Here is a 26,376-nt window from a genome sequence, read left to right as displayed (position 1 = left end):
ACATGCGGATTGCCTTCTTCTCATTTCTCTTCTTTTGAGAAAAACATTCTGGAAATGACGATACCTATACTACCTACAATTAAGAATAACACTGCCCTGATCATCATTGAAACTTCTGGTAAGTCTAGAAGGAATAACTTTCCTATCGTTACTACTAAAACAACTAAGCCAGCATACAATATTTCATTCATATTTTTATTCCGTCCAAGCCAAACGGTAAATAATGCATATACCATCCATAATAACGATACTGATACGCTTATTATACTTCCATCTGTAGAAAGAACTTCGCCAACTCTAGTAATTGTAATAAATACAATGACCATGAACCAATAGAGAGCTATAGAATAAACATATTTTCCAAAACTCGTTAATACATCTTTCGCTCGTTTCATGCAATAATAAAATGTACCTATTAAAATAATATGAGCAACAAACCCAGCTGAAACAAAATGATCAAACGGGCTAAAAATCGTCTGTACCATTCCAATCGCATAAATAGTGGCACTTACATACAGTTTAATTTGTTGTTTTGCTTTAATAGAAGTAACCATACCGAGAAAACCTTGTAACAATAATACAATTGCTGCATTCACTAAACTGTACTCGTATAAAATCGCTAAACTAAATGACCCCATTGCAAAACCAAATAAGAGATTTGCAAATATAGACTGTTTATTCTTCCTATATTCAAGTACAAACATAACAGTATGCACGAGTGCACTTATGACCAATCCCCACGTAGTAAAATCAGGTATTTTTGCAATAGATAAAATAAAAAAAACGGCATTTGTACTAAATATCGCTACTCTTGCTTCTTGTATAAACTCTCTCTCTGAAAACATATGCCAAAATAACAGCAAATGAATTACACCATATACAATCGTTAACTGTATTTGCAAATTCTCTACTAATATCGACATAACAGCAAAGAAGACAAACAGGACAATGGCAGCAACAACATAAGAAATCATATATAAGTACTTATAACGATTTTTCAACGCATACCATAATAAACTAAGTGTTAATATCGTCTCATATCCAAAGAAAATATAAGGATTCGGAGTCGTACTATTTAACAAGAACGGAACGAAGAAAGCTCCGACCGCTACGAAGATAGTAAGGTATTCCGATTGATACTTTTTCGCTAAATAAATCCCTAAAATAACCCATACAATATTACAGATAAACGCAATACTTGCTGGAATAAATCCATATAAATAATGTGCCGCAAACGTCGTTAAAACAATGCCTGTAATACTTCCTCCAGCTAATACTAACCCTAACGCTTGCCGCTCTCGTTTAATTTGAATATCCCCTATATAATACAAACCGATAGATAAGGCGATACCAAACACAATTCGTATCGCTGGTGTTAATAAACCAGCATCTACCCCTGCTTTAAATAACCAAATAACCCCAAGTAGCATAATACCGACAAATATACGCGGCAACCATGTTTGGCAAAACTTAATAATATTGAATGGTTCCGGTTTAAAAGCAGATATATTTACTTGTTTTTCCTCAACTTTTTGCACGGGCTCTTTGATCTTTACTACATCTTCTTGTAATTTTTCATCTATTATCGTTTCGATATATACTTTCTTTTCCTTACTAACATGTTGCTGAGCGTTTTCTACTTCTATTTCCCTTTGTTTTGCTTTCAACTCAAAAAGTGCTTCTTGCATCGTTTCAATTGTAGTTTCGAGTGCTTCTATTTTCTTATTCAAATCTTCCTTCATATGCTCCCCCCTCACCATTCATTCGAAACCTATATATTACCAATTATCTTTATCATACTCTTAGTCTATTCATTTTTAAAACTATTTTTCCCAAAAAAGAAAGGTGTTTTCCCATTATAGAAAACACCCTTTCACTTATTTGCCCTTATTTATCATGGTACTAACGATTACACCAATACACACACCTACAAGAGCTGGAATGATCCATCCTACACCTTCTGTATAAAACGGAATATACTTCAATATTGGCGTCCACTGATTCGTCATCACATTTTTATTTAAAATATCGATTGCACTAAATACCGCTACAATCAAAATTGTAACAGGATATATGCACACATACTTCCCAATATATTTATGGAATAACCCTAAAATAATAAGTGTTAATGCAATTGGATAAATAAATCCAAGAATCGGTACTGAAACTTTTAAAATTTGTGTTAACCCTAAATTAGCTAAAATCATACTAATAAAGCTCAATATAAACGCCCAAACTTTATACGATACTTTTGGAAATACACTTGTAAAAAACTGACTACAAGATGTAACAAGTCCAATTGAAACACATAAACACGCAATAGTAAAAATAAGGCCTAACAAAACTACTCCGCCTTGTCCAAATAACGTCGTCATCACTTGTGCTAACACATTCGCCCCATTATTAAACGTACCTAACGAACCGCTAATTGAACCCACATATCCGAGGATGACATAAATAATAGATAATAAAAGACCTGCTCCAATACCAGCAATACTCATATATTTCGCTAAGCCTTGATCATCTTCAATACCTTTTGCACGTAAAGCATTTGCAATAACAATACCAAAGATTAAAGCCGCTAGCGCATCCATCGTTAAATATCCATCTAAAAATCCTTGGAACATAGGAGCTTGTCCGTAATTTCCAGTAACCTCTTTCACACTACCAACTGGTGTAAACATAGTTTTTATAAAAATAAGTGCAATCATACATAATAATAAAGGCGTTAAAACCTTCCCAAATAAGCCCATTAATTTAGATGGCGATAAACTTAACCAGTAAACAAAGCTAAAGAAAGCGATCGTATAAACTAGTAAAACTACACTACCTGATTCTGGGAATAACTGACCTGGTCCCATTTCAAATGCTAAACTTCCTGCACGCGGTATACCAAGACCAGGTCCAATAAATAAGTACACAATACACGGAAAAATAATTGCAAATGAAGAATGAACTCTACCCGCTAACGTTTGAAAGCTGCCTGCTTTTGCAACAGCAATAACACCTAATATCGGAAGACCTGTTGCTGATATAATAAAACCTAGCAGCGCAATCCACACGTGTTCTCCTGCTTCATATCCAAGGAAAGGTGGAAAGATAAGATTCCCCGCTCCAAAAAACATAGAGAATAGCATAAGACTAATAAGTAAAATTTCTTTTTTCTGTAACAATTTCATTTCTTTCTCCTTCTTCAATTTCATCTCTTGTGAAATCAATTCCATACATGAAAAAACGCGGTAATCCGCTTCCTTACAAAGAAAACATAGTCCATAGTCTATCACAAAAGAAACGCCCATTCTATAGCTATTTCCCTTTTCCAATTTCTTCTGAAAAATCAACCTTTCCCCGCATTAACGGGCAGTAAGACTCCCCCCTAATAATTAAGCTAATAACCGGATATCCAGTGGGAATCCAACTGCCCATAAAAGCCCGATTCGTTCAACTAATAATCATATTGGAATAAAATCTTCCAATATGATTAAAGTTACACTTCATTGACTTATAATAGTTAATAAAGTAAAATATTAAATATACAAAATTATTAACCTTGTTTTTGTTTGTGTCAGGAGGAAAATAACATGGAATCAGCGATACAACTAGAAAAAGAACAGCAAAGAAAAAAGAAACATCCTCCAGGTTTATACTTACTCTTCTTTACAGAAATGTGGGAAAGATTTAGTTACTATGGATTACGAGGATTATTAACATTATATTTAACGACAGCTTTAGTAAGCGGTGGTCTTGGGTTTAGTCCCGCATGGGCACTCTCCATTTACGGATTTTATACTGGAGCCTGTTATTTCACACCAATGATTGGTGGATACTTAACAGACCGTTTTCTAGGTAGAAGAAAAGCCATCACAATTGGTGGTATAACGATGGCAATCGGTAACCTTACACTATTTGCCTTGCAAAACCAATTAGGCCTATACCTCGGATTAGCGCTTATTATTATCGGTAATGGATTCTTCAAACCGAATATCTCTACACTGGTTGGAGAATTATACGAAGAGAATGATCCAAAACGTGATAGTGCATTTACCATTTTCTACATGGGTATTAACGTCGGGTCATTTTTAGCTCCACTCGTTTGCGGATTTTTATCAGAAAATTTATTCAAAACAACAGTGGATGGCGTTGTTCATTTCGGATTCCGTTACGGTTTCTTAGCCGCTTCAATCGGAATGATCATTGGACAAATTTTATTTACAACACTATCAAATCGCTTCCTTGGTGATATCGGTAAAAAACCAACTCGCGATTTGCAAACAGCTGCTGGACAACCATCAGTAGGAGATACACCGTTAACAAAAAAAGAAAAACAACGTACCGCAGTTATCGTCATTTTAACGTGCTTCGTTGTCTTCTTCTGGGCTGGTTTTGAACAAGCTGGTAGTTCATTAACATTATATACAAACAAATTTGTAGACCGCTCTGTGTTCGGATGGGAAGTTCCAACATCTTGGTTCCAATCGGTCAATCCATTATTTATTATTTTACTTGCTCCAGTCATTTCAGCATTATGGGCAAAACTTGCAACTCGCAAGCGCGGGGATTTAAAAATCCCAACCAAAATGGGACTTGGTATGATCTTACTCGGTATCGGTTATATCATACTTGTTATCGCTACATTAAAAACAGGTAGTGACGAACATAACATTACGGAAAAAGCAAACTTACTATTTATCGTCTTTACGTATCTTTTCCATACGTTAGGTGAGCTATTCTTATCACCTGTCGGACTATCAATGGTTAGTTCTCTCGCTCCAGTAAAACTTGCTTCTTTACTAATGGGTGTATGGCTAGCAAGTTCAGGTATCGCCAATATTTTAGGTGGACAACTTGCAAGCTTCACAACTTCACTTGGATATGCTGAAGTGTTTACTGTTATCGGCGCTGTAGCGATTGTTTTAGGTTGTGTTTTATTATTAATCTCTAAAAAACTAGTAAAATGGATGGATTAAAAAAAAGATGAGGAATTTCTCCTCATCTTTTTTATGCCTTCTTACCTTTTTCTATTGCTTGCTCATACAACTCTTTATGTTCTTTATATTCACTTGGCACGAAACTCTTATAGAAAAATGAAAACCAGCTGTCTCCCTTTTTAAATCCTTCTTCTCGAATTTCCGTTGCTTTTTTATTCGATTTAAATCCTTCAGTAAACCATTTTTTTAATGAGTCATTCTTTTCATACTTGGCAGGAATCTTCAAATCATAGTTTTCAAACGCATACTTATATCCAGCCTTTTCTACTGCCTTTTTTGTAGACTTATAGCCTTTTTCATACGCTGTTTCATATGACTTCACGTATACATCTTTCTCATTATTTCCAGGATTCTTTTCAGCTAGTTCCTTACCAGCCTTTTCCCCTAGTTCAGCTTGCTCTTTTTCAATTTTTTCTGTTCTCTCTTTATTTCCCACTTGGAAACCTTCTGCAAAGATTGGCTTAAACTCTGGAGTAATTTGACTATCGTCCATCGTCTCTTGTGCTAAGCCCTGTTCTTTTCCTTTTTCAAAATGCGTTTTCTTCTGCTCTTCTAAAGACCAAGTAGTAGTATAAGCAGTTGTAAATGCTTGTTTATATGTATCTGATTTTCCAGCTAAATGTACTTGAACATCATTTTTCCCTGCTTTAAAATCAGTCTCTCCATTTTTTTCGCCTTCAAGTTGACCTTTCTCCATATCAACTTGGCGCTTAGCTTCCTCTTGCTTACGTGCCTCTTCTGCTTTTCTTTGTTCCTCAGCTACACGTTGTCTCTCTTCTTCAGCTTTACGCTGTGCTTCTGCAGCACGTTGTTTTTCAGCTTCAGCATTGCGCTGTGCTTCTGCTTGTCTTTCAGCTTCTACAGCACCATTATTATTTTGGCTAGGAGCTGGACTCGTTGCACCACTGCTAGAAGCTGGTTTATTGTGATAATGATATTCCCCGTACTGTAATCCCCATTTTTCACAGTTTGTACGACACGTATGTCCACCATTCGCATCTGTACGTCCTGGATGCGCATAAGCTGAAATTGGAGCTATCAATAACGCTACACTTGTTGTTAAAAGAAGTTTCTTCACCTGTTGTCTCACTCTTGTTCCTCCCAAAATTTAGAATTCTAACTTTATTATACATAAATAGAAGGATTTTTAAATACAAACTAAAATATTCTATTATTTCTCAACAATAGTAAAAAAGAAGGTCAACCCTTTAAAGAGTTGACCTTCTTTTTTATTTCTTCGCCTTTGTTCCTACTAAATCACCAGCTACAACATAACGCTTAGAATTATCTTTTACAGATACACATGTAATAAGCGTTATCTCATCTTTCCCATGATCTTCTACAACTTCCCATTTATCCGGAGTTACTTCAGATACACCAGTAACAGCGTACTCATATTCATTTTCATTATCATATAAATAAATTTTATCGCCTTTTTTCAAAGATGCTATATCACTAAATAAAACACCTTTTTTAGACATGTTATGCCCTGCTAGTGCGTAATTCCCTTTTCCCATTACTTGATTTTCTTTTACTGTCGCTGCACCTGATAACAGGTTTTTCTCAGTAGAAGATTTTAAAACAGGAATTTCTAATGAAACACTTGGAATCGAAATACGACCGATTACTTGTTTTTTATCTAACGATGCATTCGCTACTTCTGCCAAGTCTGGTTGATTAATTTTTGACGCATCTACAAATTCTGTCTCATGCCTTTCATAATCCATCTTTTGAACAGCTTGCACATTTTCAGTCTGTTTCTTTTCAGCCTTATATCCATCATAAAATGGCTTTCCAATTAAAACCCCACCTACAACAAATAGAAGGATTGCTACTATACTATAAATTCTTTGCTTATTCATATACAATTCCTTTCCCTTACAAAATCTTACTCTATATAAAATGATAAAATAATATTGCTATATGTACAAGTATAAGCTGAAAAGAAACCTTCTTGCCGATGCAAGAAGGTTTCTTTTTAAGCAATTTTATTTCGATATAAAGACACGTGAAAAATCGTCATCTGAATAAAGAAGATACTAAATGCAATATATATCGGATATGCAGGAACATATAGAATAACAATTGGAGAAAGAGTTAAAAACCCAACCGCACAAGGCAACACATACCATAATGACATAAATGTAGTACGACAAGCCTTTTCTGTAATTGCCTTTTCACGCTCATCTTCTTGAGGAAATAATAGTGGAAACATCCAATACGAGAGCTCTTTATATTTTTTCTTTTGAATTTTATAAATAACCGTCGATACAATACCAAATGTTAAAAGTAATCCGAGCGGTATTAAACTTATTGAAACTTCAAATGGTACTCTCTTCGTTTGAATAAAATTAGCGACTTCAATAGTAAAATAATACAACTCAATAAAAGCCCAACCTGCTAATACCATTAAAAGTACATTTAGCATATAAGAAAATACAAGTCTATTCATCCTCTTTCCCCTCCTTATTTAAAACAAACACATCTTCCATCTTTAACTGGAACACATCACAAATCGTAAGTGCCAATAACAACGAAGGAACGTAATCCCCTTTTTCAATTGCAGCAATTGTTTGTCTCGTCACTCCAACCTTTTCTGCTAATACACTTTGCGAAAAATTGAAGCGAGCCCTTAATTCTTTCACTCTATTTAAAATGGTCAATTTTACCACCTCTCACCATCATTGTATGCTATCCTTAACAAAATGTAAACTCAACTTAACATAATTTTCACAAAAAAATCCAACTTTACGTATTGTAAAGTTGGATTACGTTTTAGTTTAAGATTGTAACTTTAACTGTTCTTCTACCCCAATTATTAGCTGTTGCTGAATCTGGCATTAATAAATCAATTATGTGCCCTTTTATTGCACTACCAGTATCTCCAGCAATCGCTGTTCCATAACCTTCTACATATACAGTAGAACCTAACGGTATAACAGCTGGATCTACAGCAATTAATTTCATGTTTGGATTTGCAGTTAAATTATGTCCTAACTTAGATTTTACAGTTTCACCCGGTTTATAGCCATTTTCAGATGGATCAGCTGTATAAGCAGTTGCTGTTACATAAAATTCTTTTCCACCTTGAGCTGGTTTCGTGTCAGGCTTAGACTCTGGTGCTGTATTTTTTGCTACAGGCTCTGCCGGCTTAGCAGCTTCCGCTTTCGCTTTCGCTAAAGCTTCTTGCTCAGCCTTTGCAGCCGCTTCTGCTTTTGCACGCTCTTCTGCTGCAATTCTTGCTGCTTCTTGCTCACGAGCAATCGTCTCTTGTACTGCCTTCATATTTGATTCAATTTTAGCTTTTTCTTCTGCTGCTAAATTAAGTTGGCTTGCAATCTGGTTATATTTAGCTTGAACTGCTTGTAAGTTATCTTGACGCTTTTTCAAGTTATCTTGCAAATCAGCTTGCGCTTTTGCTAATTTTTGTTTGTCTACTACTAAAGATGCTTCTTTTTCGTCAATTGTTTTCTTATCTTCTTCAATTTGACGAAGATCTTGTTCTTGTAGACGTAAAATTTCTTTATCAGCTTCTAAAATAGTAGAAACTGCATTCATACGTTGTAAGAAATCTGCAAAGTTTTTTGACTCTACAACAACTTCTACTACTAAACTTGTATTTGAACTGTTTTGAACAGAAACCATACGTTTTCTCATAATATCTTTACGAGCAAGGACTTTATCCTCTAAAACGACAATTTCATTCTTTTTTTGCTCAATCTGCTTATGTGTTTCATCGATTTTACGTTGAATAGCAGCTTGATCCTCTTTATTTTTTGCAATTGTATTATTTAAGTTATGTAGTTCGTTTTCAATACCTTGAATCTCTTTACTAACAGCTTGCTTCTCTTGCTCTTTCTTCTGCATATCTGCATCGTTTTGCTGCAATTGCTGTTGCATGTTGTTAAGTTTCTCGTCGTTTGACTCTGCTTTTACAGCGACTGTACTAGAAAGACCGATAATTCCTGCTAATACTAGACTACTGATTCGCTTAAAATAGTTCATAATCCGACTCCCTTCTTATACAGTTATACATGATTTATTTTACAGTTTGTTTACAATACTATTAAATACAGTTTATTTTTCATGACAAAAAATAGGGAATTATAAATAAAATGTAATAGATTCTTAAATATTTAACAATTCCTATATTTAAAAATTATAAAAGATGCTAAAATCCAAATATAGAGAAAATATAACTTCCAAAGGCGGTTGAAATAAATACATGTTTACTCAAAAGAAATCACTCCAACATAAAATTGATCAATTAGAAGATCGTATAAAAGAATTAGAGGCAGAATTAAAACAAAAAGATATTGAAAAACAAAATATGATTTCTTCTATCCATGACCGTGTGCAAAACGTCGTTCAAGAGCATCAACTTGTAAATAACCAGCACCATACACTCCAAAATTTAATTCAGCAATTAAACTCGTGTTTTGAAAATGTTTCAACACGTACAACAAATTCTAATGAATTAAATAGTGAAATGTTACAAAAAGAACAAAGCTTAATTCAGTCTATTGAAGAGATTATTGACTGCTCTAATGAAGGAAAAGAATCTGTTCACCGTTTACTTATTGTAATTAATAAATTAGGTGAACAATCTCAGCGCACGTCTAACAGTATGAATCATTTAAGTGAACGCTCAAAAGAAATCGAACAAATTGTAGAAGTCATTCAAAATATTGCAGCACAAACAAATTTACTTGCGCTAAATGCAAGTATTGAAGCAGCGCGTGCTGGAGAGCACGGTAAAGGGTTTGCGGTTGTTGCCAATGAAGTAAGAAAACTAGCAGAAAGTACGGCAGAAAGTACAAAGAATATTGGCAACTTAACGAAAAAAATTCAAGAAGAAATTGAAAAAGCATACGAAAACACAAAAGATAATTTACATTTAGTCGATGAAGGTGTAGAAATGAGTGCCGATACAAACGCTAGAATCGAAAACATTTTAATTATGATTCAAACGTTACAAAATGGTGCTACAAATGTTATTCAAGCAATTGAAAACCAAAAATCTTGTAATGATGATATATTAAGAGAATTTGCAAACACTCAACAAATGTTCCAAAAATTAAATACTACTATTATGAACCATATTCATGATGCAGAAAAAGTCGATGTTCAATTGACTAATGGTCTTCAAGAAACAGTATCTTCTCATTAACAATAAAAACCCCTTATATCGCTATAAGGGGTTTTTATTATATTTCGAATATTTATTTCTTCCCAATATTCATCTATATCTTTGTTATAATGGGAAAGTTGTTTCTTTAGACTAATTAACAAGGAGGATGTTATGGAACAATTTTACTACATTTTAAAATACTTAATTCTTGGTCTGTTCCAAGGACTAACAGAACCAATTCCGATTTCTTCAAGTGGTCACCTCGTTTTAGCACAACATTTGCTAGGACTAAAAATAGAAGGATTTAGCTTTGAACTACTTGTTAATTCAGCTTCATTACTAGCTGTGTTACTTATTTATAGAAATGATTTAATTCGTCTAACAAAGAATGGTCTATCTTATATATTTACAAGAGCAGAAGATGCAAAATCAGATTTCTTCTTCATTATTTACCTTGTAATTGCAACTATTCCAGCAGGTGTAATTGGCGTTTTATTTAAAGATTATATCGATCAGTACTTAAAAGGTGTGAAAATGGTTGGGATTTCCCTTCTTATTACCGCTATCGGCCTTTGGATTATTCGAAACTTACGTGGACGTAAAAATGATGGCGACCTTTCTATGAAAGATGCAATCATTATCGGTCTAGCACAAGCTTGTGCACTAATCCCTGGAATTAGCCGATCTGGCGCTACAATTGTAGCAGCGATGTTACTCGGTATGAAGCAAGAGACCGCTCTTCGCTTCTCATTCTTACTATATATTCCTGTTAGTTTAGGTGGATTATTGCTAAGTATTACAGACATTGCTAAAGATCCTAATTTAGACACATTATTCGTACCATATATCGTTGCATTTATAGCAACATTTATCATGACATATATTTCTTTAAAATGGTTTATGAACATTATGGCAAAAGGAAATTTAAAATATTTCTCTTTCTATTGTATTATCGTAGGGGTACTTACTATCATTTTCTTATAAAGTAAACTTACAAATTTAAAGCGAGTCATTCTACTACACTAAGATGGCTCGCTTTTTTATACTTCTATTAAGTTGAATTGCATTATTTACTTTAAATTTTCAGAATAGTATAATATCAATTATATTCCTACTAATAAAAATCCGTCTTCTTTACTACTATTATAAAAGAGGTGTTCATATGTTTATTGTTACTAAACTAATTCATATTAAATATGGCTATGAGAATGATTTACTATATTCACTTAAACAATATTATCCATCAACTGGAACAAATGGTTTTATTAACATAGAATTTTCACCTATGCATCGTACAGATGATGGAGCAAAATATATGGTCCGTATGTTATGGAAAACACAACAAGATTACCATGCGTGGCTTTCTCAAAGAAACGAAAATGAAAATTGGAAGCACAAAATACAAAACTATATCCTTTCTTCCAAATCCAATGCTACTTATATGCATTAAACTCCACTCGATATTCCTAAAGAGCTTTTCCTAATGTAAAAATGATAAAACCCTCTTACCTTTTCTCATCCAGTAAGAGGGCTTCCCTTATTTATAAACTTTCTTTTCTTGACAATACAAACGAATAACATGTTTATTTTGTTGAAATACATCATGCGTTAGGCGAATAATAATAAAATTTCGTTTTGTTTGATCATCATGAACAAAAATCTGTTCTCCCTCTTGAAAACGCCATGCACTTTCAAAATTCGTAATATGATCTCCACTTACAGAAAAAAGTTCATATCGCATATCTAGTACCCTCTCTCAACTTATATAATCACAATATCCTTATATTAAATTTAGCATAACTTAATTTCGATAAAATTTGTAATTTTTTCTATTTCGAAATATTTTAACTTTGTTTTATACTCTTTTTAGCGCTATAATGATAAACGAATTTTCATTGAAAGGAGCTTCATTTTGACTGCATATTTATTTCCAGTAAAAACAGCATTTATTTTATTTCCTATTTTAGCAATGTTTCTGTTAATTCCATTTTTAATATTTAATTATCGAAAATACGGTTATTTAAATAAATGGCGCTCATTTATTTTATATTCATTACTACTCTATTTATTAAACGCCTATTTTCTTGTTATTTTGCCATTACCACATACGTATGATACTTGTAGCCTACAACCAGCTAATACACAGCACATGCAACTCTCACCATTTTATTTCATACAAGAGATTAGTAATCATACATCGGCAATTTTAGCGAAACCAACTACTTACTTCTATTTATTAAAAGAATCTGCGTTTTTACAAGTAGCATTTAACGTTCTATTAACCGTTCCATTCGGTGTTTATTTACGTTATTATTTCCGACGTAGTTTCTTACAAACAGTTTGTATTTCTTTTTGTCTTTCACTATTTTTCGAAATAACACAGGTAACTGGACTATACGGTATATACAATTGTGCATATCGCTTATTCGATATCGATGATCTATTTTTAAACACATTAGGCGGCGTAATTGGTTTTATCATTGCACCAATATTTACGTACTTCCTTCCGAAAACAAGCGAATTAGATAGTCATATTGATTTAGAAACGAAACCAGTCGGATTCGTTCGTCGTCTTATCGCTATGCAAATTGATTGGCTGTTCTTATCTATCGTTGTTCCTGTCATTAAAAATAAAGGAAACTCTCTATTTATTTCTAATATCCAATCTTACACAAATGTATACGAACTCCTTTTCATTACATGTTCAATCTTTATTTACTTTATTATCATTCCATACTTTACAAATGGAAGAACGATAGGAAAAGCGTTGCTTCGTATTTACATTAAAGGAAAATCAGATCGTATTACGATGAAGGAACTATTCATCCGTTACGGTATATTCTATTTCGTTTTAGGTGGAATCAATTATATTCTTTCTAGTAGCTCTATCTTAAATCTTACAGAGCCTTTAGTATTACTAGTTATACTGTTATTCCAATTCGTAATTAACGGCATATTTATTATTCATGTTTTATTACATGTATTTAGCCGTGATAAGTTACTATTCTACGAGCATATTAGTCAAACAAGAAATGCGATTATACTAAAAAAAGCTGACAAGTAATACTTTGTCAGCTTTTTTTCATAATCGTAAATAACTTTTCTGTATAAGGGTTTAAAAACATTCCTGTTTCATCTAGCGACTTCCTCATTTTTAGAAACGAATGCAATTCGGGATATATGTTTTGTAACTTTTCGTATGTTAACGTATGCATTTTCCCCCAATGTGGACGACCTTCATATTTCAGAAAAATTTTCTCCACTTCACCAAAATAAGCTGCATACTTCATACCTTTATACATATGAACGGCGATATATGCCGAGTCCCTTCCATACGCTGGACTAAGCCATATATCATCACCTTTCACGTAGCGACATTCAATCGGGAAGTGCACCTTATACTTTTTCTTTTCAATAAGACTTGAAATTTCTTCTACAACAGCTCTCATATGCTTTGAAGGGACACTGTACTCCATTTCATAAAATGGAACCGTACGTGATGTAGCGAACACTTCATAGCTTGGGCCAATTATTTTTGTGTTTGGTGCAGCCTTAGCTGATAATCGACTTACTCCTTTACTTATGGAAGGAAACCATTTGCATCCTTTAGATAACAAAGAGAACATCCTATTTTCAAGTAACTCCACCTTTAGTTTATGCCATTTCAAATCATTTCCTTTACTCGTTGTTTCATTTGTAAACTTCACTTGTACTTCATTTGAATAAGGAAAAACGAAAAATTCAAAATGACGATTCTTCTTATATTCTTCTAACTTGTTCATTACAGTAGATAGTGACTGTTTTTCGCTTTCATAAACGAGCGAATATGATGGGATAACCTTTAATTTTATCTTTACGATGATACCTAGCATTCCAAGCGATAACTGAAATGCTTTCCAATATTCGACGTTCTCGGTTTCTGAACAAACTATACTCTCACCTGTTGATAAAACTGTCGTAATCTCTATAACTTGTGTTGATAAACTCCCAAAGTTAACACCTGTCCCATGAGTTCCCGTACTAATCGCTCCCGCAATAGATTGTGAATCAATATCGCCTAAATTCTCTTGTGCATAACCTTTTTCTTCAAGCAACTTCCCTAAATCATGTAACTTTGTTCCTGCCCATACTTCGGCAACCATCTTCTCTTCATCAATATTCGTAATACCCTTTAATTCATCTAAAGAAACTAAAATTTCTTCTGTTTGCACGAGAGGCGTAAACGAATGCCCTGAACCCACAACACGAATTTTCTTCCCCTTTTTTTGTGCAAGCTCTACAACTTCTATTACATCTTGTATAGTTTCTGGATACATCGTATAATGCGGCGTTCCTTCTACATTCCCTGTCCAATTTCTCCATTTTTTCCCCTCTATAGAAAGCATTGGCCATCCCCCCGATATGTTGAATACTCCCCAATAATCTTCCCTTGTTTCACACGATACAAAATTGGAAAACGCTCACATAATTCCCCAGCTTTACTATGACGAAACAATATAGAATCTCCTATATTCACTCGCTCCTCACCGTTATAATGAACAGGAGTTTGTACCTCACCAGCACCTTCTAAAGCTAATAGTTTTGCACCATCGGGTCTCCAAACCTCAGGCTCTTTATCTTTACCAACTGCGCCTGAAGCAATATATCCACCACCTAGGCAAGTATAGATAAACGGAGCTGGTTTACGTACAACTGGTAAAGCAAATCCGATAGCTGGATGAAATTGTACTTCTTTATAGTAGTCAAACAGTCTAGGGGCATAAAAAGCAGAACCTATTGTAATCTCTGAAACTGAGTTATCTTGCTCAGTTGTTTTTATACTTCCTGTTCCACCCCCATTTACAAACCTAAGTTCAATACCAAGGTTTTGTATTTCTTTTACGATACGTCCTCTTCTTTCTTTAACTTCTAACACTGATTTCTTCTTTAAATAAGAAATTACTTTACTTTTTAGCCATTGATTCGGTATATAATCTCCAACCCCAGCAATTTGAGCTTCATATCCCATTACACCATCTAGTATTAAAGATGATGAGCCCTTCACTTTTTCTACTATTTCCAAAGCGCTCCGCACATCTTTTACCGGGGATCTTTTTACACCAAAATGAAATTGAAAAAAACGGCTACTCATATCAATATCCAAACAAACACGAAAACACCCTTTAGACTTCTCAGCAATTTTTTCTAAATAAACAATATGGTCTTCACAGTCCACCATACAAGTAATAATAAGCCCTTTCTTTGTTAACAAACTAATTTCATATAAAGCCCTGTCATCATAAGCTGGATATCCTAATAATAAATCATTAAATCCTTGTTCAATTAAAAACAAAGCCTCTCTAGGTGAAAAACACATAATACCTTGAAATCGGTTGTTTGCAGCTAAAATCCGTTTCATAATTGGAACGGATCGTAATGATTTACTCGCTATTCGAATATTTTTATCGCCACTTAGTTCAATAACCGATTGAATATTTCTTTCTAAAGCTACTTCATCTAAAAATGCACACGGTAATGGAACTTCTTTAAAAATTCCTCGATCCACATTTTTCGCTCCTCTTCTATATATGTCTTATACATATTGGAAAGAAAGAGTGATTTTCCTGTTTGCAAATAAAAAAAGTTTCTTCTTTACGAAGAAACTTTTTTGACTACTTCATAGAAATAGTAGCCTCTACTGGATAATGATCAGAGTAATCATTATACGTATATTTTTTAAACCATGATGTAACAGTCCATTGTGGAGATTTCAGCTGTAACACTTTATTTTCTATATGCGATGGGTTCGCATGATCTTTACTTGCAATAATATAATCTAAATACTCGGCAGGGCTATCGGGGAAATTGTATTTCGCAATACTGTTTGTCGTCGCATCCCAAGTCGCTGTATGTCCGATATAAGATGGAATAGAAGCATGTAATGTTTTAAACATAGATGCATACTCTGAATCACTATTATTCTCAGCGTTTATTTTATTTACGTTCATATCTCCGCCAATTAACACATACTCGTTATTTGGTATATTTTTATTTTTAATAAAATCTTGCATTTCTTGTAGCTGTTTTGTACGTACAGATGCAGGTGAAGTTTTTCCACACATACTATCTTCAGCTTGTAAATGCGTCCCAATTACATGAACAAAACTATCATTTTTCTTAATTTTCGTGTATACAAATCCTTTATTTGATAAATTATCTGGTCCACAGCCTTTTTCGAATACATATTGAATTTTTTCAACGATTGGCCATTTACTCACAATCGCAACGCCCCCATCTTCAGGAGTCGAAGATGAATAGTTCCCTAATGTTTTATCCCATTCATTTCCACTACTACGACCTAATACCGCCGTTTGATTTGGATATTCTCTCTTCAAATTTCCTAACAAACGATCTGAGGCGCTATTATCAAACACTTCATTTAATATAACAACGTCCTGATTCTTTATATAATCTGCCGCTCCAATTAAATCAGCACGCTCACTTTGTCCCCAATTCGGATATAAGTTTGTTGATAGCATGTACACGTTATGCGTCATCACTTTTAACGTATTATTTTGATTTGTAGGCGTTTCTGCTTGAGCTGAAGATCCGCTATATAAAGCTCCTAAACCAATCCCAAAGCTAAGTACACCTTTTAACAATTTACTTTTCACGTTTCATACCTCCATGTGTATAGTGATAAAAAGGCCAAATACTCTATTCTGAGATTTGACCTTTTTCAAATACTTAACGATTTTCGTACGTATCAAACCAAAGTTGGATGTATCCAGCAGTAACACGTTGTGCATCCATTAAACGCTTACCTGTCATTGGTGTAACTTCAGCGCGCCATTTATCTGCATATTCTTGCGATACAGCTGCTCTCACGAACCAATCTTTCGTATTATCATTTACAATGCCAGCGTAATCCTCTTTCGCAACTACTGCCGCTCCATGAATCCAATCTTCTGGATTTGTACCTTTCCAATTCCAATATCCATTTCCATCCGTTACTTTATAATTATCTTTTATCGTATCTACAAAGTTTTCATATTTAGAATGGAACCCTTGTGGATACGAAAGATTTGTAAAGTTTGCCGCATGCATCGGTTGGTTTACATCTCCTAAATAATGAAGAGATAATCCTAAATAGAAGAATGCTTGTTTCATATCTTTATTTTTGTATGACTCACCAGCTAATTTAAAATATTTAGCTCCAGTTTCCTTCGCCTGTTTTGCATATGGAATATACGTTTTCCCGTTATCAGGGTCATAGAAGTGTGAAGCAAATGTGCTATTATCATAATAAGGATTTTCATAGTCAGCAGCATAAATGCCGTTCTCTAACTCCGTACGCCATTCATTTAATAGTGCAACTCGATCTTGTTTTACAAGTGTTGTATTACGAGACATAATATCCATTGCACGGTTTACAATCCATAAATGAGAGTTTACGCCTTCTTTATGTTTATCTTCAGCAGACCAGCGCGGAATAACGCCTACTCTCTGTCCTCCATCGTTTTCATGAGCAAACGCAACACTTTGTAACGGTGCTACTAACGTAATAGCTGCTGCTAAAGCAAGAACTTTCTTTTTCATCTGAAATCCTCCATTTTATAATTGAATTATTGTAAACATTTTGCTAGGATCCTATGATGTCGTCTGGTTAACCTATGACTAGAATATCCCACCTTTCATAAAATTTCTATCACTAAATTAAAATATGCAAATGTTCATATCATTATAACTTTATACATAGTGAATATAATGAATGAATGCACTTACATTGTAATAAAGTATTGTTAAGCTACTGCAAATACTTGTCTAAACTAATGTAAAAAAAGAGTAAAGCAATTACATGCTTTACTCTTTTTTTCTATTCGATAATATACTTGGTAGTTGCACATTAACCGCCAACTTATGAATAAATCCAAACACTAATCCAATCCCGATAAATATGTATAGTATCGTAAATATCTTTCCAAAATCAGTTTGAGGACTAAAATCTTTATCACCTACAGTTGTCAGTGTCACAACACTAAAATATAAAGCATCAAGGATACGTAATCCCTCCACTGTGCTATAAAAGATTGTACCCGATATTAAAGTCAAAATTGTTAATACGAATAAAACTTGAAATTCTTTATCCTTCCACGCTCGTAAACAGGCTCTTAGCATACGTTTCAATGTTAAAAAAAATGAAAGCATCCAACTTTCCCTCCCAACCAAAAGTACATTTAGTCAAAGGAAAGTCTATCACCTTTCCGTATAGAAAAAAAGTAGCCCTCTTCTATTTCTAGAAAAGGGCTACTTTTTTCAATTCTTTATTATTTAGGTGAAACAAGAATTTTCACTTGTGTTTTATCTTTTACAAGTGCTTCAAATCCTTCTTCAACAACTTGATCCACTGTAATTTTTTTCGTAATTAATTTCTCTGCTTGAATTTGACCAGAGCTAATTAATTTAATAACAGCTGGGAAGATGTGACGGTATCCAAGAATACCGATAACTTCTTTTTCTTTTAATACAAGGTTGTTCGGAGTAATTGTTGCATCTTTTTCCCATACGCTAACAATTACCGTTTGTCCTTCGAAGCTGGTACTTTCAATTGCTTGACGTAGTACAACTTCAACACCTGTTACTTCAAAGCTAACATTTACACCTAAACCGTTTGTTAAGTTACGAATTTCTGCTAATACATCTTGAGTTGCTGGATTTAATACGTAATCCGCACCTGCTAATTTCGCTAACTCTTGACGTTCTTTAGAAAGTTCAACTGCGATAACAGGAGTTGCTCCTGCTGCTTTAGCTGCTTGGATAACAAGAAGTCCAATTGGACCACAACCAAATACTGCTACAGCTTCCCCTTCTTTTAATTTACTTTGACGTACTGCATGAACTGCTACTGCTGCTGGTTCTACAAGTGCACCTTGTTCATACGTCATTTCATCTGGAATATGATGAACCATATCTTCTGGTACTACTGTATATTCAGAGAAACCACCGCCGTCTCCACCAAGACCGTGGAAAACAAGCTGTTCACAAACATTGTAATGTCCATGTTTACAAGCTTCACATTTACCACAAGAATAAATTGGTTCTACAACAACGCGGTCTCCCACTTTATGAGATGTAACACCTTCACCAATTTCAACTACCTCACCACTAAATTCATGACCTAAAATAACCGGTGCTTTTACATGTGTTAATGGGTGCTCTTCTGTCGGAATAAAAATTGGCCCTGCTAAATATTCATGCAAGTCTGTCCCGCAAATACCACACCATTTAACTTTAATTTTTACTGCTCCTGGTCGTACAATTGGTTCTGGTACTTCTTCTACTCGTACATCACGTTGATTATGCCAAAGTAATGCTTTCATTTTAAACATCCCTCTCTATGTATATACTTAACCTGGTGAAGTTTACAAATCTATTATAATACTTCTATCCATATATTTCAAAAAAACAATCTCATTTCCACTAAATTTTAACAAATAACGTTCAATATTTTGTCACTTTGTACTTTTTTCCACATCTGTTAATTCAATTTCATTGCAGTTGAAATTAGCAGTATGCCATAATAGCATAGGAGAGGTGAATATCGCTTGAAATATTTTATTTACTTTATTGTTATCGTAGCTTTTTTAGATACATTTTCACAATTACCTATTATGAGTACGTTCGCTCAAAGCCTTGGAGGAACTCCTCTTATTATTGGGCTAGTTGTCGGTATGTACTCATTTGCTAATATGATTGGTAATATTATTGCTGGAGCTGCTGTCGATAAATTTGGTGCAAAAAAAATACTTTATATAAGCATGGGATTTACGAGTTTCATAGTCTTGTTATATACCGTTGTTCAAAGTGGTGAACAACTATTAGTTGTTCGCTTTATGCACGGTTTTAGTGACGGATTTTTAATTCCTGCTGCATTTACATTTTTATCAAAACAAACAAATTCAGCAAAGCAAGGTAAGGCAATGGCTCTATCTGGTGCTGCTGTTGGAACAGCGGCTATCGTAGGTCCTGCTTTCAGTGGCATTATGAAAGCGACAGCTGGAATAGAATGGGTTTTCATTACTATTTCTATTTTAATGGTTCTTGGTACAATCGTATCTCTATTCTTCTTACCAAATAACGTATCAAGAAAAGATACATCAAGAACACAAATGATGAACAAAGAAGATATGTTTGAACTATTGAAATCAGAACCGTTATTACAGGCATATATTGGTGCTTTCACTCTAATGTTTTCACAAGGAATTGTCACATATATGTTACCAGTAAAAGTTGAGGCGTTAGCACTTAAAGCATCTACAACAGGTATGATGCTAAGTGTATTCGGAATTACCGCTATTCTCTTCTTCTTACTTCCAACAAATCGTATTTACGATCGATTTAATCGTTCAAAACTAATGCTAATTGGTATTGCAGTAATGGCATTAGCGTTATCTTTACTTGGATTATTCGCAACAAAAGGCATGCTCTTTATCGTTATGATGATTTATGGCATTGGATTCGCTATCCTTTTCCCATCGATAAATGCATTACTTGTTGAAAATACGACAGATGATAATCGCGGGAAAGCCTTCGGATTATTTTATGCATTCTTCTCATTAGGAGTTGTTGCTGGTTCCTTTACAGTTGGAGCTATCGGGGCATCACCTAGCGTCAGCTTCGTTATCGGAACTGCATTCTTATTAACATTTGCCGGTATGATTTACGTAAGAAGCAAAGTAAAAAAGACAATGATGGGTTAATTCCATCATTGTCTTTTTTTAAAATGCATATTGATATAACCCATAATATAACGGCAAAGTTGGAATCACACCAATTAATTTGAATATAAAAGGTAGCGGTTCATCCTTCTCTTCATATAAACGTAAAACAAAAACGGCACTCAAAGTCCAAATAATGCTAAATACGAAGATGCATTTCCAAATGATTGAGGTTAATATTTCTACATCGAAGACAAAACCAAATAGCCCTATCCACGTAATAATAGACACTACAAAATCAAACTTTTGAATTGGTGTTTGAAACATCCCTCTTATTAATGAAGTAATAGTTAATATCGCTACAATTACTAAATAAATTTTCCACAACATAATGATAAGCTCCTGTTCAATTTTTCACTTTCAATAAACCATACTTAATAAATAAGCTGGCATTATATTTTTCATAGAAATAATACAACGGATAACAAAATAAGAAGAAAATAAGTACGGTTGGTACATTGTCTATAATAGAAAAATATTTTCCTAGCAATTCTTTAGTGCTCTCACCAATCATAATAAACAGTGGGATTATACAAATTGCCGCTAATATTAAACATGGCGTTATCCTTATTTCTTTCAGCTTCACCTTACAATGTGGACACCTTAATGAAAAAAGATGTGGGATGTCGATAATATGTTGTGCAGTAATATTTCCTTCACACTGTGGGCATACAATTGTTTCTTTCATTTATAACTTCTCCTTTCTACTCACAAAAAAAAGCTCTATCGAATAGAGCTCTTTTTTCGCCTAATATACATTACTTTTGCGTATAACCAAGTAATACTGTAAATAAGCTTATGTATAAAAGCAATACTACTTTCTCCCTTAAAAAAAGAAACTGAATAAATACCGACGATACTTCGACAATTTCCTCGGAAATATTTCCTTTCCCCACATAATTTGATACACTACATATGAACAGACACTTGTATTACATAAACTAAAATAATAACTTACTGTACAAATTAAAAAGCACATTCTTCATATAAAGAATGTGCTTTTATTTCATTAACGCTTAATCCAAACAGCACCTGCAGACTTATCCTCTGCTTGTCCAACAACTTGGAATTTAAGACCAAGATTTGGCACTTTTCGTCCTGCATCAGCAATTTGCTTGTTACTATATACTTTTGAATCATCAAATGTTGTAACACCTTGTAATCCAGTATAATTAAACTGTCCACGTGTTAATGAATTTACACTCCATGCTGGTGTTTGATCAAATGAAAATGCAGCGTCTGCAATTTGCATACCTGTATTACCGTACGCTGGTTTCCCGTTCAAATTACCAACAAACGCTTCTGGATGAGAGTCTACAACACCAAGGAATCCTTCACCTGGATGCACGCCAACCCAGTTATCTTTGAAACTATCATCTGCATACCAAACGACAAGACCTGTATTGTATACCGGACCTCTTCCTGCTTTTAATCCATTATCTGATCCAGCGTAGTTTCTCCACTCTAAATAATAATAATGAGGTTTCTTTTCTGTCCCATCAGAAACAACGAATCCATTTAACTGCATTTTTGACTGTCCTTCTGCATCATCAGAAAATACTACTTGGCCATCAACTGTTACATTTACACTATCCATTGCGAAGCCTTTATATGTTAAAGCCGGATCTGTAATGTAGTCGAATTGTAGTTTCACTTTCTTTCCTTTAAATTGACTTAAATCGTATGATTTATCAATCCATTTTCCATCGGTTGTATCTTTATCTCCTTGGACTACTTTTTCTCCAAGTCTATCAATTAATATTTTCGTTCCATCTTCCGTTACTGCATGTACTTCAACAAAATCGCACTCTGCTTCTAACTCATAATTTGCTTTATAATCGAATTTTGCATTTGTTCCTTTTGTTAAATCAAAGAATGGTGTCTCTAGTGTTGTGTGCATATCATCTCCTCTTGTACTATAATATGCATGCTTTCCAAACTCAGGTTTAATCGTTTCAACACTCTTACCTGGCAAATTAACACGTACAACACCTGGACGATTTGATTTCGTAACACTTTGATCAATATATGTAGGAATTCCTACACCACGCTTAATTTTATCGTAATCTACTTCTAAAATTTTTGCCCAGTTGCCACCCATATTCTTTTGTAAGAAGTCTTTATTTTGTGGTGAAAAACTAGTCGGCTCTGTTCCTGCAATTTTTCCTGTCCAACTGCCTCCACTCATTAATGACCAAGCTTCAACAGGTGATCCAGCTCCAGTATATTTCGTATCATATTCATCCGGTAAACCAAGGTCATGTCCAAATTCATGTGCAAACACACCTACAGCGCCATCTTCTGGTTCAATTGTGTAATCATGCGCTGCTACTTTTCCACCAAAGTAATCTACCTTTGATTTTGTCCCTTCAATCGCTACTGGATCTGTAGCTAATTTTGAACGATGTGACCAAATTGCATCATCACCTAATTTACCGCCACCAGCTTCTTGACCAACACCAGAATGAATTACCATTAAATGATCAATTACACCATCAGGTTCATTTTGATTCCCATCGCCATTTGTATCATATCTATCGAATTGATCAAACTGAGATAAGTCTAACCCTTTCTCAGCAGCTGCATGTAAAGCTTCCTTCACTAAATCACGTGCACCTTTTGGACCTTTATTATCGTGACCACTACTACCATCAGCTCCATAATCAGATGCTTTTCCTGGAACAGTTAGCCACTCCGTTACATATCCGTCTGTCGTATAGCTACCGCCAGACTGCTCTTCATAATATTGCTTAAATGTTTTTACTTTCGAACCATCAAATAATGTATAAGGCTCATTACCAAACAACATCTTTTGATAATGTTCTCTACTAAAGTCTTTCGAATACATATAACCTGGTGTTTGATTAATATTATTATGTTTATAATCACTAAATTCAACGAGTAGCACTAATACTTTATCAGATCGAACAGATCCCTTATATGGAGCTTGCTTTGCCTTGGAAGTTGGAACTTGTCCATTCAATTGCTTTTTATTTGGTTCCGGTTTTTGCTCAGGGCTAACATTTTTTTCAGCCTTCTTTACGTTCTCCTTTTCTTCCATCTTTTTCTCTTTTACCTTTTTCACGAAATCAGATGCTTCTTTTGCCGTATCCTCTGGAAGAATTTCTTTATTCGCTTGATCTCCTTGCTTCTTTTCAATATACTGCTCAACAGCTTTTTTCGTCTCTTCTTTAGAAGATGCTGGATTAATTGTTCCTCTTTCTTTCAGCGCTTCCGCTAAACGATCTTCTTGAATTAAATTGTAATCAATTGGTGTTGTAGACACATTATCTTTTTCTTTCGCTGGCGTTTCTGCGTATGCTAACGGAGCACTCATTACAGATGTACATCCGATAATTGCCGCAATTGCTAACGTTGATAATACTTTAAATGGAGCTTTTCTTTTCATCCTCTTTCTCTCCTTTTATAAAACTTAAAATTCAGATAAATAAGTGCATTTAAATCGAAATCCCGGCTTCCTGCCCTCCCTATATAAAAAGGCATAATTCTATAAACGTTAAGCTTTCTGTTATAGAATCATGCCCTCCAGTTTTCTGGTCAGACCCTCTATCTTTTTATCCCACTATTTGCTAGGCAGTAAGACTCCCACCTCAAAATTCAGCGAACCCGAGGAAGTTAAGTGGAGCTAACTGCCCGTAAAAGCCCAATTGGCGAGGGCTAATAATCCGGTGGGGGATGAACAACCCCCACCACTGATTAAAGTGTTACTTTATATCGAAATATAAAAAATAAAGAGTGATTTGTATATATTAAATAGCTTATATTAAAAATTTAAAAGACAATATGCAAAATTGCATGAAAATTCCTTCAAATAAAAAAAGAACCCTAGTCAATTAAACTAGGATTCTCGATTTCATATTATTTCTCTTGTGTTTTTTCCCAATCAGCTAAGAATTTCTCAATCCCCTGATCTGTTAATGGGTGCTTCACTAATGAAGCAATTACGTTTGCTGGGATTGTTGCAATATGTGCACCATTTAGTGCTGCGTCAGTTACGTGAACGCTGTGACGTACAGATGCTGCAATGATTTCTGTTTCAATGCCGTGAATTGCAAAGATTTCTGCGATTTGGCGAATTAAGTCCATACCGTTATGACCGATATCATCTAGGCGACCTAAGAATGGTGAAACGTATGTCGCACCAGCGCGAGCTGCAAGTAATGCTTGAACTGCTGAGAATACTAATGTAACGTTTGTACGAATTCCTAAATCTGAAAATGCTTTTACTGCTTTTAAACCTTCCGTTGTCATCGGTACTTTTACAACAACGTTTGGAGCAATCTTCGCTAATTCTTTACCTTCTTCAATCATTTTATCAGCTTCTAAGCTAATTACTTCTGCACTTACAGGTCCTTCTATAAAGCTGCAAATTTCACGAATACGCTCATGGAAATCTACGCCTTCTTTTGCTACAAGTGATGGGTTTGTCGTTACTCCAGCTACTACGCCTAATGCATTTGCCTCTTTAATTTCGTTAATGTTTGCTGTATCAATAAAGAATTTCATTTGTTATTCTTCCTTCCTAATTTTCATTTTATATTTATTTATTTTTTTTAATAAGCTCTAATTCAATCGGAATAGATTTGTCCACTTTTTTACCTTGTGTTATTTCTTTTGCTGTTTGCATCGCCTTCTCTCCGATTAATTCCGGTTTTTGAGCGACTGTTGCAGCCATACGCCCATCGTTAACCGCTTTCACAGCATCGTCTGTTGCATCAAATCCAACAACTACTACATCCGTTTTCCCAGCAGATTTTAATGCCTCAAGTGCCCCTAATGCCATTTCATCGTTATGAGCAAATACCGCTTTAATATCGCTATTCGCTTGCAAAATATTTTCCATAACAGATAAACCTTTTGCACGATCGAAATCAGCTGCTTGTTTTGCTACTACTTTTAAAGACTTATCAGCTACGTTATGGAATCCTTTCCCACGCTCACGAGCAGCAGAGGATCCAGGGATTCCTTCTAACTCAGCAACGTTCGCTCCCCCGCCAACTAATTCACGAATGTAATCACTAGCCATTTGACCACCTTCGATATTGTTAGAAGCAATGTGCGAAACAACTTTACCTGAATTCGCAACGCGGTCTACTGTAATAACAGGAACATTCGCTGCATTTGCCGCACTTACTGCTGAAGCAACAGCATCTGAATCGGTTGGATTAATAACAACTACGTCGACACCTTTTTGAATTAAATCTTCAACATCGTTCGTTTGCTTTGCTGCATCGTTTTGTGCATCAACAGCAATCAATTCAATGCCACTATCTTTCGCTTTCTTTTCTGCACCTTTTTTCAAAGTCACGAAAAATGGATTGTTTAAAGTTGAAACAGAGAATCCAACTTTAATAGTTTTATTTCGACCTTTATCGCTAGAATCCTTTGCCCATTCTGGTGGTTCCATTGAACAACCAGCAGTAATGACCATAATACATGCAACGAGTATAAGTAACCATTTCTTCATGAACTGCCCCTC

The 26,376-nt window shown here is 34.6% G+C and carries 25 protein-coding genes; 6 read left to right on the top strand and 19 right to left on the bottom strand.

From position 1 onward, the window contains the following. Window positions 1-20: 20 nt before the first annotated feature. Window positions 21-1,742, bottom strand: coding sequence for a DUF2339 domain-containing protein (locus JDS95_RS15625; RefSeq protein ID WP_199690634.1), 1,722 nt, complete (start codon window positions 1,740-1,742; stop codon window positions 21-23). A 135-nt stretch (window positions 1,743-1,877) separates the two neighbouring features. Then, window positions 1,878-3,179 (bottom strand): branched-chain amino acid transport system II carrier protein BrnQ1, encoded by a 1,302-nt coding sequence (gene brnQ1, locus JDS95_RS15620; RefSeq protein WP_085451053.1) that lies wholly within the window; start codon window positions 3,177-3,179, stop codon window positions 1,878-1,880. Between the two features lie 402 nt (window positions 3,180-3,581). Between brnQ1 and JDS95_RS15615 the strand changes: the two genes are divergently transcribed. Further along, window positions 3,582-4,967, top strand: coding sequence for a peptide MFS transporter (locus JDS95_RS15615; RefSeq protein ID WP_085451027.1), 1,386 nt, complete (start codon window positions 3,582-3,584; stop codon window positions 4,965-4,967). Between the two features lie 31 nt (window positions 4,968-4,998). Here the strand turns inward: JDS95_RS15615 and JDS95_RS15610 are convergent, their stop codons facing one another. From JDS95_RS15610 to JDS95_RS15590, 5 genes are all read right to left on the bottom strand, one after another. Then, on the bottom strand, window positions 4,999-6,078 hold the full coding sequence (locus tag JDS95_RS15610; protein ID WP_199690632.1) for a YHYH domain-containing protein: 1,080 nt from the start codon (window positions 6,076-6,078) through the stop codon (window positions 4,999-5,001). Window positions 6,079-6,217: 139 nt separating this feature from the next. Then, entirely contained in the window at window positions 6,218-6,850 is a 633-nt protein-coding gene (locus JDS95_RS15605) for a class A sortase (RefSeq protein ID WP_199690629.1), read from the bottom strand. A gap of 116 nt (window positions 6,851-6,966) precedes the next feature. Further along, window positions 6,967-7,440, bottom strand: a complete 474-nt coding sequence (locus JDS95_RS15600) for a hypothetical protein (protein ID WP_001081107.1) — start codon at window positions 7,438-7,440, stop codon at window positions 6,967-6,969. Then, window positions 7,433-7,651, bottom strand: coding sequence for a helix-turn-helix transcriptional regulator (locus tag JDS95_RS15595; protein ID WP_000154014.1), 219 nt, complete (start codon window positions 7,649-7,651; stop codon window positions 7,433-7,435). Before JDS95_RS15595 ends, JDS95_RS15600 begins: the two co-directional genes overlap by 8 nt. A gap of 112 nt (window positions 7,652-7,763) precedes the next feature. After that, entirely contained in the window at window positions 7,764-8,993 is a 1,230-nt protein-coding gene (locus JDS95_RS15590; protein WP_098157922.1) for a 3D domain-containing protein, read from the bottom strand. 220 nt (window positions 8,994-9,213) lie between these two features. Here JDS95_RS15590 and JDS95_RS15585 point away from each other — a divergent pair, with 220 nt between their 5' ends. The 3 genes from JDS95_RS15585 (at window position 9,214) to JDS95_RS15575 (ending at window position 11,569) form a co-directional block, all read left to right on the top strand. Continuing rightward, window positions 9,214-10,158 carry a methyl-accepting chemotaxis protein gene (locus JDS95_RS15585; RefSeq protein ID WP_000495005.1) on the top strand — a complete coding sequence of 315 codons (945 nt, stop codon included), beginning with the start codon at window positions 9,214-9,216 and terminating at the stop codon, window positions 10,156-10,158. A gap of 132 nt (window positions 10,159-10,290) precedes the next feature. Further along, window positions 10,291-11,103, top strand: a complete 813-nt coding sequence (locus JDS95_RS15580) for an undecaprenyl-diphosphate phosphatase (protein WP_000434780.1) — start codon at window positions 10,291-10,293, stop codon at window positions 11,101-11,103. A gap of 178 nt (window positions 11,104-11,281) precedes the next feature. After that, window positions 11,282-11,569, top strand: a complete 288-nt coding sequence (locus JDS95_RS15575; RefSeq protein WP_085451028.1) for an antibiotic biosynthesis monooxygenase — start codon at window positions 11,282-11,284, stop codon at window positions 11,567-11,569. An 87-nt stretch (window positions 11,570-11,656) separates the two neighbouring features. Here the strand turns inward: JDS95_RS15575 and JDS95_RS15570 are convergent, their stop codons facing one another. Next, on the bottom strand, window positions 11,657-11,860 hold the full coding sequence (locus tag JDS95_RS15570; protein WP_001268327.1) for a hypothetical protein: 204 nt from the start codon (window positions 11,858-11,860) through the stop codon (window positions 11,657-11,659). Between the two features lie 171 nt (window positions 11,861-12,031). Here JDS95_RS15570 and JDS95_RS15565 point away from each other — a divergent pair, with 171 nt between their 5' ends. Next, window positions 12,032-13,183, top strand: a complete 1,152-nt coding sequence (locus tag JDS95_RS15565; protein ID WP_199690627.1) for a VanZ family protein — start codon at window positions 12,032-12,034, stop codon at window positions 13,181-13,183. Between the two features lie 7 nt (window positions 13,184-13,190). Here the strand turns inward: JDS95_RS15565 and JDS95_RS15560 are convergent, their stop codons facing one another. The 6 genes from JDS95_RS15560 to bdhA form a co-directional block, all read right to left on the bottom strand. After that, window positions 13,191-14,504, bottom strand: a complete 1,314-nt coding sequence (locus JDS95_RS15560) for a D-arabinono-1,4-lactone oxidase (RefSeq protein ID WP_199690626.1) — start codon at window positions 14,502-14,504, stop codon at window positions 13,191-13,193. Next, a complete protein-coding gene (locus JDS95_RS15555) occupies window positions 14,492-15,664 on the bottom strand; it encodes an amino acid deaminase/aldolase (RefSeq protein ID WP_199690625.1) in 1,173 nt (390 codons plus the stop codon). Before JDS95_RS15555 ends, JDS95_RS15560 begins: the two co-directional genes overlap by 13 nt. A 106-nt stretch (window positions 15,665-15,770) precedes the next feature. Then, window positions 15,771-16,772 carry a sphingomyelinase C gene (gene sph, locus JDS95_RS15550; protein WP_199690624.1) on the bottom strand — a complete coding sequence of 334 codons (1,002 nt, stop codon included), beginning with the start codon at window positions 16,770-16,772 and terminating at the stop codon, window positions 15,771-15,773. A gap of 73 nt (window positions 16,773-16,845) precedes the next feature. Beyond that, window positions 16,846-17,697, bottom strand: coding sequence for a phospholipase CerA (gene cerA / locus JDS95_RS15545; protein WP_000731000.1), 852 nt, complete (start codon window positions 17,695-17,697; stop codon window positions 16,846-16,848). A 264-nt stretch (window positions 17,698-17,961) separates the two neighbouring features. Next, window positions 17,962-18,306, bottom strand: coding sequence for a potassium channel family protein (locus tag JDS95_RS15540; RefSeq protein WP_000947913.1), 345 nt, complete (start codon window positions 18,304-18,306; stop codon window positions 17,962-17,964). Between the two features lie 119 nt (window positions 18,307-18,425). Then, window positions 18,426-19,478, bottom strand: a complete 1,053-nt coding sequence (gene bdhA / locus JDS95_RS15535) for a (R,R)-butanediol dehydrogenase (protein ID WP_000645818.1) — start codon at window positions 19,476-19,478, stop codon at window positions 18,426-18,428. 225 nt (window positions 19,479-19,703) lie between these two features. Here bdhA and JDS95_RS15530 point away from each other — a divergent pair, with 225 nt between their 5' ends. Further along, on the top strand, window positions 19,704-20,858 hold the full coding sequence (locus JDS95_RS15530) for an MFS transporter (RefSeq protein WP_144467544.1): 1,155 nt from the start codon (window positions 19,704-19,706) through the stop codon (window positions 20,856-20,858). An 18-nt stretch (window positions 20,859-20,876) separates the two neighbouring features. Here the strand turns inward: JDS95_RS15530 and JDS95_RS15525 are convergent, their stop codons facing one another. The 5 genes from JDS95_RS15525 to rbsB all read right to left on the bottom strand — a co-directional run bounded on the left by JDS95_RS15525 (window position 20,877) and on the right by rbsB (window position 26,364). Further along, window positions 20,877-21,206 carry a hypothetical protein gene (locus JDS95_RS15525; protein ID WP_000964462.1) on the bottom strand — a complete coding sequence of 110 codons (330 nt, stop codon included), beginning with the start codon at window positions 21,204-21,206 and terminating at the stop codon, window positions 20,877-20,879. 16 nt (window positions 21,207-21,222) lie between these two features. Then, window positions 21,223-21,564, bottom strand: coding sequence for a hypothetical protein (locus JDS95_RS15520; protein WP_000665294.1), 342 nt, complete (start codon window positions 21,562-21,564; stop codon window positions 21,223-21,225). Between the two features lie 321 nt (window positions 21,565-21,885). Beyond that, window positions 21,886-24,285 carry a M6 family metalloprotease immune inhibitor InhA2 gene (gene inhA2 / locus JDS95_RS15515; RefSeq protein WP_199690623.1) on the bottom strand — a complete coding sequence of 800 codons (2,400 nt, stop codon included), beginning with the start codon at window positions 24,283-24,285 and terminating at the stop codon, window positions 21,886-21,888. Between the two features lie 470 nt (window positions 24,286-24,755). Next, the gene (gene fsa / locus JDS95_RS15510; RefSeq protein ID WP_000667666.1) at window positions 24,756-25,403 is read right to left on the bottom strand and encodes a fructose-6-phosphate aldolase; all 648 of its coding nucleotides are present in this window, start codon (window positions 25,401-25,403) and stop codon (window positions 24,756-24,758) included. Between the two features lie 34 nt (window positions 25,404-25,437). Beyond that, window positions 25,438-26,364, bottom strand: coding sequence for a ribose ABC transporter substrate-binding protein RbsB (gene rbsB / locus JDS95_RS15505; protein WP_000758982.1), 927 nt, complete (start codon window positions 26,362-26,364; stop codon window positions 25,438-25,440). Window positions 26,365-26,376 lie beyond the last annotated feature (12 nt).

It is taken from the genome of Bacillus cereus group sp. N24, from assembly GCF_016483345.1.
Taxonomy (GTDB): Bacteria; Bacillota; Bacilli; order Bacillales; family Bacillaceae_G; genus Bacillus_A; species Bacillus_A toyonensis.
The sequence above is the reverse complement of the archived record's forward strand: the minus strand, read 5'-3'. Positions and strand labels throughout refer to the sequence as shown.